Raw genomic sequence first — 12,649 nt, forward strand, 5'->3', positions numbered from 1 at the left:
GCACAAATAACGGAGATCCAACGCCTGGAGAAATTCTCGTGAGCCGTGCCTGCGGAAACGAGCTAATCTGGTACAAACAATGAGATCGCAGGTCGAATTTCGCACGGTCTCGATTCCAGCAGGCGGCGGGTCCATCAATGGCGATTTGAATCTCTGCCTGGACAGCCGATCTCTTGTCCTCTTTGCGCATGGAAGCGGGAGCAGCCGTCACAGTCCACGAAACAAATATGTCGCGCAGGCTTTGAACCGCGGCGGATTTTCTACGCTCCTTCTGGATTTGCTCACCGGCAGCGAAGAATCCCGCGATCAACGCAGCGCACAATTGAGGTTCAACATCGGCTTGCTGTCCGGCCGCCTGGTGGCGGCCACGGACTGGCTCCGCATGCATCTGGCTGAGGAAACTCAACACATCGGCTATTTCGGAGCGAGCACCGGAGCCGCTGCCGCCTTGGTTGCGGCCGCCGAGCGGCCCAAACTCATCGAAGCGATTGTTTCACGCGGCGGACGGCCGGATCTGGCCGGATCATCGCTCTCCGCCGTGCGCGCTCCAACCTTACTCATTGTCGGAGAGCTCGACGATGCCGTCATCGAGCTGAACCGGCGCGCCGCTATCGAACTTCGAGCGCTGCATAAACTGAAGATTATTCCGGGCGCAACTCATCTCTTTCAGGAACCCGGCGCGCTGGAAGAAGTAGCTGGCCTCGCACGGCGCTGGTTTGGACAACATCTCCTGAATCGCGAGACCGGCGCGGCCTAGCCCGGGCTGATGGCCGTTCAGGCCACGTCTGAGTTGCGGCCGCGCTCGCAGAGCTGGCGGACAATCGGGGCGAGGCGGGCTGCGATGAGAAACTGGTGATTGGCGCGGGCGAGTTCCAGCAGTTCCGTCAGCGCCGGCAAAAGCGTCCGCTCGTCCGCCGCTTCAGGTGACTTGATGTAGTCCAGAATAGTCACCACACATTCGACAAGGCGCGGATTTTCATCCGGCGGCATCGCCTCGATCGCCAGTTGAACCGTGCGTTCCAGGATCTCAAGTGAAAACCGATCCATGAATTGTTACCTCTCCGAAGGCTAAAGCAGACGAAGCATGCATGTTGCCACAATATCGACCCGAACAGTTGGATGAAATTTCCGGCTTCTGCCCGGAGCTGTCAACCGGCGGCAGCGCTCCGTTCCAAACTGATTTTCAGTAAAACTACGGCCCGCCGGATCGAACAATTCTGGAAGTGCCCGCCGATCGAGAGGAACCGCCGTTCCTTTTGTGGCAGCCGCCGTCTCACACAATATGAACTCAAATAAGACGATTTTAGGAGGAAGTATGCACGTTTCATCCAGACTTACCATCAGGCAAGTGCTGGCCGTCGCGGTGTTCCTTACGCTGGCCGGCGCCGGCTCTCCCAGGCTGCAGGCTCAGAGCTGTCCTGAGACGCTGCGGGAGAAACCCACGGCGCCTCAGGCAGAGAGCTGCTGCCCGGTGGATCCGAAAGATGTGAAAAAAGCCCAGAAAGAGGCCGATCACGAGGGGCATGAAGCGGCCATGGCCTGCAAAAAGCAGCAGCAGGCTGCCATGAAAGCTCAGCACAAGATAGATAAAGCCTATGCGAAGGGAAATCACAAAGTAGAGGCGGCGAACGCCAAGTTAGAGAAGGAGAAAGGAGAATCGGCGGAAGCGAACGCCAAGCTGGAATCGCTGCAGGGATCCAACGAACAAGCCGCGGCAATCACACCTAAAGCCGACGACAATGAATCCATTATGAGATCGAAGCCGCAGCCCGAACCTGCACCGATGGCGCCGTCGATGCCGGCTCCGGCAACACCTCAACCCAGCATAAACAGCGAGACACCGAGTACTCCTGAAGCGGCACCGGTGCCTGCACCGGTACCCGCACCTGAGCCGAAGGCAAGCCAGCCGATGTCCCAGGAAACCAAGCCTACAGAATTGCCCAGGACCGCCAGCGGGCTCGAGTTGCTCGGACTGGTCGGCTTGGCGTCCTCGATCTCGGGATACGTGGCACGGCGCTTCCGCAGCTGACCGTGATCCTCGGATAGAGCACCGTGAGGCCGGCCTGCAACCAGGCCCGCCTCACCAGGAGATCTGGTAGTTCAGATCGGAAAAACACAAATGCAAGTACATCGGATTTGGATCATATTGGGGTTCGCACTCTTCCTGGCAGTGGCAGCTCGGGCGGACAAGGTAACATCCGACTACGATCATTCGGTCGATTTTTCAAAGTACAAGACATTCATGTGGATCAGGGAACCTCAGCCGCCGAATCCGCTGATGAAAGATCGGATCATGGGTTCTGTCAATGACGAGCTGACAGCCAGGGGAATGCGGCAGGTCGACGAAGGCGCCGACCTGGGGGTTGGGGCAAACCTTGCAACTGAGGAGAGACATACCTGGGAAACCTACTACACCGATTCCGGCTGGGGATGGGATTGGGGAGGAGCCGGGTGGTCGACGACAGAAATGAGAACCTATGATGTTGGAACGCTGTCTGTGGAGTTGTTCGATAGCGAAACCCACAAGCTGATCTGGCAGGGCGTTGGAGTCGACGAAGTCGCTTCGAAGCCGGCAAAACAAACCAGGGAGAATGACAAACAAATAGAAAAGATGTTCAAACACTATCCTGGATTCGCACGTTAGTTCACTTCCCTCCTTCATTTCCGGAAGAGTGCCGCTGGCAACGGCCCTCTTCCACTCTTTTATTCATAACCTTCATGATTTCGCCAAAGGCGAGACGAAGTTTCTTATGGCTTTGAGCAGTTCCTTGCATTCGATGGGCTTCATGAGGCAAGAGGCGGCATGCAGTTCGCCGGCTTTCTGCTGGGCTCCGGCGTGACCGGAAATGATGATCACAGGAGTGCTTTCGAAGTGGTTTGCCCGTATTTCTTTGAGAAACTGTTCCCCGTCCATCCTGGGCATCATCATGTCCACCAGAATCAACCCGGGCTGTGTACCTTCCCGAAGCTGGCGAAGAGCATCGAGGCCATCAGCCGCGACCTCGACATGATAGCCCTCGCTTTCAATGATCATTTTCATGAGTTCGCGAATGTCGGAATCGTCTTCGACAATCATGACTGTCCCATTATTCGTTTTCATAGTGTCCTTGTATTCGGCAATTCGACACTGAACGTCGTGCCTTCCTTCGGCCTGCTCTCCACCTTAAGGGTTCCGCCGAGGCCCTCGACAATCGTGCGTGAAATGAACAGCCCCAGTCCGAGACCGCCGTAGTTGCGAGTCGACACACCCCGCTCAAATGGCTTGAACAAACGGCTCAGCATTTCCGGCTGAATGCCAATACCATGGTCCTGAACCCGAAGAACGGACCGGCCCTGCTGTTCACGCACGGTTATAGCGATCGGTTTCCCTTCGCCGAATTTGATGGCGTTTGACAGAAGATTGGCTGCCACCTCTGCCAGGCCTTCTCTGTCCCACTGTCCCACCAGGCGGCCTTCCACAACGATCGAGAGCGCAGAATGGCTGCGGGCGAGCTCGGCGGAAAGGTTGCTTGCAGCCTCCCGCACAACATCACCGAGATCCACTTCTTGAAGGTTGAAACGGATTGGCCCGGTCTGGATTTTTCCGAGATCCAGAAGTTCGTTGACGAAACGTCCGAGGCGGCGGTCTTCGCGTTCAATGATTGCGAGCAGTTTTGATGTCTCCGAGGCCTGCGATTTACCGGCAAGGAGTGCCTGCACAGCGATATGGATCGATGTGATCGGCCCACGGATTTCGTGTGCTGCGATCGTCAGGAATTCATCTCTCGCCTTGAGTGCTTCCCGAGCCTTGCCGTAAAGCATCGCGTTCTCGACTGAAAGAGCGGCCCTGTGCGCTACCGTCTCCGCGAATTCCAGGTCGGCTTGCCGGTAACTGGTCAGGGCGGGCCCGATAAAAGTCATAGCGCCCGCAACAGCTTCTTTGACCACCAGTGGCACAGCCATGCACGGACGGGCGCCGGCGGAATAGATGGCGGGGTGCCCCGCCAGTACGGTGGTTTGAAATTCAGGACTGCACAGATCGGAACCCTCCCGGGACACGAAAAGAAGGCGTCTCGGTTGTCCATCTCCGATAAGGTCGATGGCGCAGCCGTCACCCAGAAAAGGAACGGAGAGGTGGGCGACGCTGTCCAGCGCGGGTTCAACATCGAGAGAACTCAACAGCCGTGTGGCATCCGCCAGAAACAAAGCCCGGCGGAGGAGTGTTTCGCGTTCAGTAACATCACGGAAGCTCCATACCCTCCCCGCGATTTGCTCACCGATTCGCTGCGGCCTGGAGTAACGTTCGAACACCCGGCCGTCTTTGAAGTGCTGGACATCGAAGCTCTCCTGTTCCGGATGGAGATAAAGCTCGCGGGTGCTGCGCATGAACTGGTCCGGATTCTCGAGCTGGTCGCAGACATAGTTCAGAAGCTTTTCGTCATCGTGCTCCCGGGCCAGATCTTGCGGTATGCGCCACAGTGAAAGGAATCTCTGGTTAAACACGCTGATGAGGCTCTTGTCGTTGACGACGAGAAGACCGTCCGCCGTGGCTTCAATCGTCGCTTCGAGCAGCGAGCGCACCCGTTGCAGGTTCGCCATCGCGTCTTTGAGTTCCGTGATGTCCAGGCAGCAGCCGGCCATGCGGACAGCACGGCCGTCCTTGTCCCTGACGATGTCACCTCGTGTTTGAAGGACGCGCGTGCTGCCGTCTCCACGGACGATGCGATGCTCATAGACAAATGGCGTCCCGTTCCTCAAAGCGTCGAAAATGACGCCTTTCGTATGTTCGAGATCGTCCGGATGAACGCGCTCGAGGAATGCTTCGTAGGTTCCGGCGAATTGGCCGGGCGGCACGCCATAGATGCGGTGAAGCTCGTCGGACCAGGTCACAGCATTGGACGCCATATCCCACTCGAAGCTGCCGATGTGCGCCATGCGCTGCGCCTGAGCAAGCAGCGCTTCGCTTCGAGCCAGGCGATCTTGAGTCGCACGCTGTTCCGTCACGTCAAAAGCAGCGGCGATGCAGCCGGCTACCGATTCATTTTCATCCTTCAACTGTTCGACAAATACTTCGTACCATCGATCACGCAACTTGTAGTGAAACGATTGAGGTTTTCCGGCCATCGCGGCTCGGTGATATGCGAGCACTCTATTGGCGGGATCTTCCGTACCTACGACATCCGAAATCAACATGCCCACCCGTGCGCGTGGCTCCATGTTGTTTGTGAGCCGGCCCGTCACATACGTCAGGCGTAGATCGCGATCGGTAGTCCACATTGCACCCGGCAGCTGCCGGCACAACATGAGAATGAATCCGTCACGCTCGGCGGCCCGCCGCTTCGCCATCTACACCTCTCCCATCTACGGTTCTGCAATGTGTGAATGCAATCGGCTGTCCTCCATCTCAAGCTCAAGACATCGAGCAACGGCGGCAGGTAATAATTGCGGACTCCATAGGTACATTTGCGGGGACAACCGGTGGCGCGAACATACATCCTCACGGTCTACCAGATGCCGGGAACGAGACGGTAACGTACCGCGGCGGTGTAGCTCGTCCATCTTGCATCCTGCGCGAGAACACGTTCTTCGGCGTGGATACGGTAAAGGAGAGATAACCACCCGCAGGTGGTCAACAGAACGGTTCCCAGATTCCATTCCTGCAGGTTGTATCCGATGTCGGCAGTGATATAAGAAAAATACATGGGATGACGAATGATGCGGTACGGGCCGCTCGAAGCCACGCCCCGCAAGGCAGGCCGTACTCCGAATAACCTCCCCAGACTGAAAAGGCTCGCCAGACTCAAAACTGCGGCCACAGTTACGACGATGACACCCGCCGCCGGCCACAAAGCAAGGCCCGGCGCCCGGTCAAGCCAGATGATCTGAGCATAAGGATATGCATATGCCATAAGAACCGATGCGCAGGCTCCCGGTGAAACATCCATCGCCCTGGCTGGTCGCCGCATCAGAGCGATTGCCAGAACCCACAGGTGCTGCAAAAGATAGATCCAATCTGTGATCGTGAAGTCTGGTGTATAAGCACACAGAATGGCCAGCTCCGCCGACGTCACGCCGAACAACAGGAAGTCGGCGAACCGTCGGCCGGAGCCGCCACAGACGCGTGCGGTCATTTACTCCGCAACCGGACTCCAGGTCTTATCAGGATTGAACCTATCAATCCTGCCCGCGATTTCGGGAGTATTCGGACCGAGATCCTTTTGATAGACCACGCCATCGTTGCTTACGATAAAGGTCATGACTCCGGTGACTTTGTACTGTGAGGGAAAGGCAATCAACGCAAAACCACCGATCATCGCGCCATTCACGACATAGTCCATTTGTCCGAGCGGCGCATCCGGGCCCTGGCCTTTCAACACTTTGAAGTAGTAACCGTGGTACGGCTCGGTTCCGCCGGACGTGTACCCCCGCTCAATGGCGAGCGCTATCTTTTCACCAACCGGGCCGTCCCATGTTCCGTCCGGTTTTTGCCATGCCAGACCATCGTGCGTGCCAGGGGTGCTGATGATCCTTTGGGCATATTGATTGACGTGCGATCCGCCATGCTTCGAGGTTGCATAATCATCCTGGGCCTCGACAAATCCATGACAGATCTGAATGGCGTCCAGTTCATCCCGGCCGACTCGCCGGAGGAGGATTTCATTCAACCCCGCTTTCGAATCAAACGACCAGCCGCTGGCCGCTTTTACGATCGGTACCGGGAACGGCCACTCATCATCTCCGACGGAAATGAATGCCCGGCGCTTCGTCTTCGGATCGACGGAAACATCCATCTTTTCGTGAGCTTTGTCTGCAAACTGTTTGGCGATTTCCCTGTCGTGCGCAGGTTCGCCGGAATGGATGATGGCCTCACCATCGGGGCCAAAGATCTGTTCCAGCGCCGGCACGTCAAAGTTATCCGCCGCGCTGATGAGCGCATCCGCTGCGGCTTGAGGTGTAGGAAACGTTCGAGGAGCATTGACGGGCGCAGCCGTAATCTGCAGGCAAATTCCCAGCAACACGACACAGGAAAGCACAAAAGTGATTGCGCACAATGATTTCATAACTTTTATGGAATTCATCATTACCTCCTTCCGCCGCCACGGGCGCGGCCGCCACCACCACCGCCACCGCCACTTCGGCCGCCAAAGCTGGAAGCACCACGGCTGCGGTTTGCACGGGCAGCACCACTGTTGAAACCGCCCCCGCCGCCAAACCCTCCGCGATCGCCTCTGGAGGAACCGCTGCCGACGCTGCGGTTACCGATGCGATTGCCGCCACTGGAGCCGCCGCGATTGGCAAGACCGGCGCCACCTCCCGCTCCTCCGAAATTGCCGCCACCCGGACGATTGCCCGGAGCAGCGCCGCTGCGCACGCTTCCGAGATTGCCTTTCTGCCTGGCAAGCTGCTGCTGCGCGCCTTTTTGACGGCTAGCCAGAGAATCGCCACGGGCGTTCGAGCCAAACCGGTTCGCAGTAGCCCGGTTCCCATAGGGCGCACCGCCGCGATGCTGCGGGTTGTGCTGCCAGACATTGCTGCGGGCCCCCCGGTTGCCGCTGATGTTGGTGTTCCGGTTGAAAGTGTTGTTGCGGTTCACATCGATATCACCGTTTCCCCAACCTGCATTCCAACCCCATCCGCCTCCCCACGCGGCCCCCATCGCGACGCCGACTCCAAAGGAAATCGCACCCGCTGCGACGACGCCCGGCGTGTATGCCGGATAATAAAGCGACGGGTATGGATAAGCGGGCGTCCCCCAGATCGCGACAGGATTGTAATCGGGTACATACACAACATCCGGCTGCGACTGCTCCACAACAATCACGCTCTTGCCGCCGGCTTGCTGAGTTTCCACCTTCTGTTCCGTGCTTGAGGTGAGCGCGCCACTGCTCTGCGCCTTGGCACGCATTCGCTGCACCGCGTCCATCACATCGCTCTCCTGTGCAAGAAAGGCATTGCCGAGATCGGTGGTCCATTGGATGTTATCGGCCAGCCGCTTCACCAGATCGGGAAGCGGGGCCATCGCCTGCACGCTTGGATCCCAGGGCTGTTTGGATACGGCATCGACTAACGGCTTGCCGGTGAGTCCTTTGTTTTTCCCAAGCCACTGTCCCAGCTGAATAAGTTCCAATGGATAAGTCGATGCTACCAGCGTCTGGCTAAGCAGCTGATCGGGATAAAGCGCAATCGGCGCCACGAGAGCATCCAGTTGATCGGCGGGAATTTTTGCGGTTTCATCTGCAGCTTGTTGCTGAGCCTGGGCCGCCGACAGAGGCGCATTGCCTGATACAAGCAGCACCACAGTAGCAAAACCTATAAATGGCCGGGCCAGTCGGCAGATACCTCCTGGCCACAATATATTGGGTTTCATTTCAAGCCTCCTGACTTTGGCTGTCCCTGAGTTCAGGATATCCAGGGTAGGAGGGCTCAGTTAATGGCAAAACTACTAGGATTGTGCGGCACGCATACGGACATGGTGAATGCGGTACTTCTCGCGACCGTCTTCTGACGTGCGAAAAACTCCGGAAAGCGATGCCGTGTTTTACGGGCGTTCTCTTAAAAAGCTCTGGCTACAACCCGGGTGATGCTTTGGGCATCTGCCTGCTCGCAGGGAGAACGTGCAAGAAAGGCGTCCGCTAGGGTTCTTGCAGAACGTCGAATTCTCACTCGCCGGCGGCAGTGCGCTGATCCGGCAGTTGCGAAGGCTCGGACTATTACGGTGGATTCCTCAGAACCTGACCGGCCAGATCATGCTGGCCGTGCTCATTGCCTGGGTACCGCTCCTGCTGTTCACTGCACATGAGGGAATGGCCCTTGGCGGGAAGGTCCAGATCCCGTTTCTTGCCGATCTGGTTCAGTATGCGAGATTCCTGGTAGCTTTGCCATGCGCGATTGCCATGGGGGAGTACATCAATCCTCGCCTTAGAAGTGTCCTGAACAGTTTTCTGAAATCCGGTATCGTTTCGCGCAAGGACTTCGTCTGCTTCGAAAGCGCAATCTCACGGGCTCGCACTCTCGCCGGTTCAATAATCAGCGAATGGGTAATTCTTGTGCTCGTCTATCTCTACACGTCACTGGGGTTATATAGACACACTTCCGAAGGCATTTCTTCCTGGAATCACCCTGGTCACGGCGCACTTGTCCCGCAAACAGCTGCGGGCTGGTGGTTCCTGTGGGTGAGCATGCCGTTGTTCCTGTTCGCGTGGTTTGTCTGGGTCTGGAGGCTCGGGATATGGGCGTACCTCCTTTTCCGGATCTCGAGACTTGAACTGAGCGTGGTCGCATTACATCCCGATCAAGTCGGGGGGCTGAATTTCGTCCACGTCGGAATGCGCCGGTTTTCCGTGCTGGTTTTCGCGATCTCTTCCATCCTGTGTGCTTCGATCGGCGAGCAGCTCGTATTCAACGGCGCTTCCCTGCGCTCTTATGAACTGGAACTGGCATCCTTGTTCCCTATTTGCCTGGGGATCATTCTCGGCCCGCTGGTGGTTTTCACGCCGATACTCGTCCGGTCCAAGCTGGAACACTGGGCAATGTACGGACCGTTGGCCGGTAGATATGTTCGAGCGTTCCAGGAGAAGTGGATATCGCATCCGGATTCTTTGCATCGAACCCTTCTGGGAAGCCCGGATATCCAGTCACTCGCCGACATGAGGAACAGCTATGCGGGCATCGCGCAGACGCGGACATGGTTGCCGAACCGCACAACCATCGGGATATTTGCCGTCGCCTATGTTCTCCCCGCACTTCCGCTGTTAACCAGTGTCATCTCCTTGAGACAACTCCTGTCCGAGGTTTATACCCTCCTATTGAAATAGTGGTTTGAATTCCAGGGGCAGTTCATCAAACGATTTAAGGTTGGGAGTTTCCAAGCCGCGTCTGCAGGTCCGTCAAAGCTTGTCTGTTTTCCTGTAGTCGTCCGAATCGGGGGATATCCGCGTCCGCAATCATGACAATGACGCCGGCAAAAGCCAATGCATACGCAATGGAGGCAAACGATCTCCGGCGGGCGCCGGTCAAGCCGGAGTGATAACCTGCCGCCACGACAGCGATAGCTGCGATTCCGTAAAGAACGACCCACACTCCGGCAGGAATCCGGGCCTGCATGTTTCTAAGGACTCGTTCCGCATTCACATCGATTACTTCGTTGATAGCCTGAAATACAATCGCCGGCGGGGGCTGACCGCTACTCTTCTTCTGGGCTGCGATCGCCTCCGACCACATCTGGTCCTGCAACATTCGGACTTGCCGGATCATCTCCTCGATATCGGCCGATTGATGGCCGTCCAGGCGCAAGTCGATATAGCGCCGAAGCAAGGCGCGAATGCTGGTGCGCTCGGGTTCCTGAAGCAGTTCGGCACGATGGTAGGCCGTCGCAATGGCGATAGCCTCATCATCCAGAGCGTCGTTGCGGGCATCAAAGTGAGAAGAAGCCACACTGAACGTGAACCCGAGAACAAATGCAAGCAAGCCGAGAACACTCCCGATGATCATGCGAGCGGACAGCTGCGGTTCCGGATCCGGTTGCCGGCTCCTCCATCTGCCCAATCGGAGCCCAGCTTCAAACGCGAGCAGGATGAACACTGCCGTGCTGATGAACAGGGCGAATAAAACCGTTACCGTGCTCAATTGCGATTGCATGTACTTCCATCTCCCGTAAGAGCAATTCAGAGCGCATCACGCGTTAGGCGGGCCACGGCCCTTAAGGCCGGCTGAAAGATTCCTGATATGGACACCGATAAATACCGGATATGTCCTGATGAACGAATAGGGACAATTGCATGCTGTTTGTTCAGGCATGAAACCCGTGACACAAACGACTGACGGCCGCATTACGGAAGCGCTAAACCTCCTCAAAGATGCGGACAGCGTCGAGCTCAAGCTCACAGTGCCGGACGGCGACTACCACTCCTCAATTGCAGCACTGAACCTCGACGTCCTGGACGCGGAGCTTTGCCAGGTCATTTTTTTCGATACCCGGGACCTGAGGCTGAACCGTACAGGTTTGGTGATGCGTGCGCGACGTATGCGTAAGGGGGGAGACAGTGTTGTCAAACTGCGGAACGTACGGTCCGTTGACCTGCCCGATTCTCTCCGCCATTCCGCTGCTTTCAAGATGGAGGTTGATGCGATGCCCGGTACCATCGTCTGCTCCGGTTCTTTGAAGGGAAAGACGGACAACTCCGATGTGAAGCAGGTACTTCTGTCAAAACGGCCCCTTAAAACTCTGTTTTCGCGGGAGCAACGGGAGCTTTATAAGACACACGCGCCAAAACGTCTTGTGCTTGATTCATTGATTCCAATGGGACCGATCAACGTCGCGAAACTGAAATTCAGACCTCCAACCTTCAAAAGGCTCATGACTGCCGAGGTGTGGTTCTACCCGGACGCATCACGGGTTCTTGAACTATCAACAAAGTGTGCGCCAAATAAGGCGTTTCAAGTACTCGCCGAACTGCGGGCATTCTTGTTGCACCATGGCATAAACCTCACCGGCATTCAGGAAACGAAAACGCGCAGGGCCCTGCGCTACTTCTCTCATCTTGGCAACAGGAAGTGACCGCTCAAGTGCGCGTCCTTATTGCAGTATTGACATCACTCTCATTGCTTGCCGCATCGTTGTCTGGCGGGAAGGGATCGCTGCAGTTTTATGTCGTCGATGTGGAAGGGGGAAATGCGACGCTTATCATCACCCCTTCCGGAGAATCGCTGCTTCTCGACACAGGACACCTCAACGCGGCAGCCCGCGATGCGGGGCGCATCATCGAAGCCATGAACGATGCCGGCGTGAAACAAATCGACCACCTTATTACTACACATTGGCACCTGGATCACTTCGGCGGTATGGCCGAACTGGCCCGCCAGGTTCCGATTCGCGAATTCATCGACCACGGGCCCAGCATTCAGCGCAATACAAAAGCGGATGCATTTCTAAAAAACATTTATCCTGCCCTCTACGGCAAAGCCAAACGAACCATCGTCAAGCCTGGTGACACGATAGCAATCACAGACCTCGACGTTGTTGTTGTCACGTCGGCAGGTAAAACGATCCGTGCGCCACTGCCTGCAGGTGGTGGACCCAATACATATTGCACAGACTATTCACAGCCGGTAGCGGATACGTCTGAGAACTCACAATCGATTGGAATCCATGTCCGGTTCGGACGGTTTCGGGCAATCCATCTGGGCGATCTGTCCGCAGACAAAGAGTTCCAGCTCATGTGCCCGGAAAATCGCCTTGGCACAGTGGACTTATTCATTGTTTCTCACCATGGCCAGCCGAACTCGAATACGAAGGTTCTGGTCGATGCAATCGAATCGAGAGTAGCAATCATGAATAACGGTATTCGTAAAGGCGGCGAACCTGAGGTCATGAAGGTGATCTATTCCGCTCCTGGACTCGAGAATCTGTGGCAGCTTCACTTTTCACAACTCAGCGGCCAGGAATACACCGTCCCGGGAATATTCATCGCAGACCTGGCGGACAGGCCTCAGCCCACCGTACCGGTTGATCCGATGCCACCTCCAGCGGCCAGAACAGTTCAACCTCCAGCCCCGGCGCATAATGGCAAAGCGTATTGGATCAAAGTGTCGGCACGACAGGACGGCTCTTTCACCGTGACGAACACGCGAACCAATTTCTCGAAAACGTATCGGGCGCGAAGCTGAACCC

The 12,649-nt window shown here is 56.6% G+C and carries 13 protein-coding genes; 6 read left to right on the plus strand and 7 right to left on the minus strand.

Features of this window, described 5'->3' with window-relative positions; translation table 11 throughout:
* The first annotated feature begins 79 nt into the window (after positions 1–79).
* On the plus strand, positions 80–757 hold the full coding sequence (locus VGK48_23820; GenBank protein HEY2384213.1) for a dienelactone hydrolase family protein: 678 nt from the start codon (positions 80–82) through the stop codon (positions 755–757).
* A gap of 17 nt (positions 758–774) precedes the next feature.
* Here VGK48_23820 and VGK48_23825 read toward each other — a convergent pair whose 3' ends face one another.
* Positions 775–1,047: a hypothetical protein gene (locus tag VGK48_23825; protein ID HEY2384214.1), complete on the minus strand. Its 273-nt coding sequence runs from the start codon at positions 1,045–1,047 to the stop codon at positions 775–777.
* Between the two features lie 268 nt (positions 1,048–1,315).
* Here VGK48_23825 and VGK48_23830 point away from each other — a divergent pair, with 268 nt between their 5' ends.
* Together VGK48_23830 and VGK48_23835 are read left to right on the plus strand one after the other, a co-directional pair.
* Positions 1,316–2,029, plus strand: a complete 714-nt coding sequence (locus VGK48_23830) for a hypothetical protein (protein ID HEY2384215.1) — start codon at positions 1,316–1,318, stop codon at positions 2,027–2,029.
* Positions 2,030–2,119: 90 nt separating this feature from the next.
* Positions 2,120–2,644 (plus strand): DUF4136 domain-containing protein, encoded by a 525-nt coding sequence (locus VGK48_23835; protein ID HEY2384216.1) that lies wholly within the window; start codon positions 2,120–2,122, stop codon positions 2,642–2,644.
* Positions 2,645–2,716: 72 nt separating this feature from the next.
* Here the strand turns inward: VGK48_23835 and VGK48_23840 are convergent, their stop codons facing one another.
* The 5 genes from VGK48_23840 to VGK48_23860 all read right to left on the minus strand — a co-directional run bounded on the left by VGK48_23840 (position 2,717) and on the right by VGK48_23860 (position 8,347).
* Positions 2,717–3,100 (minus strand): response regulator, encoded by a 384-nt coding sequence (locus VGK48_23840; GenBank protein ID HEY2384217.1) that lies wholly within the window; start codon positions 3,098–3,100, stop codon positions 2,717–2,719.
* Entirely contained in the window at positions 3,097–5,325 is a 2,229-nt protein-coding gene (locus VGK48_23845) for an ATP-binding protein (GenBank protein HEY2384218.1), read from the minus strand. The genes VGK48_23840 and VGK48_23845 overlap by 4 nt, the downstream gene beginning before the upstream one ends.
* 158 nt (positions 5,326–5,483) lie before the next feature.
* Entirely contained in the window at positions 5,484–6,110 is a 627-nt protein-coding gene (locus tag VGK48_23850) for an isoprenylcysteine carboxylmethyltransferase family protein (GenBank protein ID HEY2384219.1), read from the minus strand.
* Positions 6,111–7,058 carry a DUF2950 domain-containing protein gene (locus VGK48_23855; GenBank protein ID HEY2384220.1) on the minus strand — a complete coding sequence of 316 codons (948 nt, stop codon included), beginning with the start codon at positions 7,056–7,058 and terminating at the stop codon, positions 6,111–6,113.
* Positions 7,059–7,060: 2 nt separating this feature from the next.
* Positions 7,061–8,347, minus strand: a complete 1,287-nt coding sequence (locus tag VGK48_23860) for a DUF3300 domain-containing protein (protein HEY2384221.1) — start codon at positions 8,345–8,347, stop codon at positions 7,061–7,063.
* Positions 8,348–8,621: 274 nt separating this feature from the next.
* Here VGK48_23860 and VGK48_23865 point away from each other — a divergent pair, with 274 nt between their 5' ends.
* Complete coding sequence (locus VGK48_23865) at positions 8,622–9,794, plus strand: hypothetical protein (protein HEY2384222.1); 1,173 nt, start codon at positions 8,622–8,624, stop codon at positions 9,792–9,794.
* A 34-nt stretch (positions 9,795–9,828) separates the two neighbouring features.
* Here VGK48_23865 and VGK48_23870 read toward each other — a convergent pair whose 3' ends face one another.
* On the minus strand, positions 9,829–10,617 hold the full coding sequence (locus VGK48_23870) for a hypothetical protein (protein HEY2384223.1): 789 nt from the start codon (positions 10,615–10,617) through the stop codon (positions 9,829–9,831).
* A gap of 157 nt (positions 10,618–10,774) precedes the next feature.
* Between VGK48_23870 and VGK48_23875 the strand changes: the two genes are divergently transcribed.
* A complete protein-coding gene (locus VGK48_23875) occupies positions 10,775–11,536 on the plus strand; it encodes an adenylate cyclase (GenBank protein HEY2384224.1) in 762 nt (253 codons plus the stop codon).
* Between the two features lie 8 nt (positions 11,537–11,544).
* Positions 11,545–12,645 carry an MBL fold metallo-hydrolase gene (locus VGK48_23880; protein HEY2384225.1) on the plus strand — a complete coding sequence of 367 codons (1,101 nt, stop codon included), beginning with the start codon at positions 11,545–11,547 and terminating at the stop codon, positions 12,643–12,645.
* Positions 12,646–12,649 lie beyond the last annotated feature (4 nt).

It is taken from the genome of Terriglobia bacterium, from assembly GCA_036496425.1.
Lineage (GTDB): Bacteria > Acidobacteriota > Terriglobia > 20CM-2-55-15 > 20CM-2-55-15 > 20CM-2-55-15.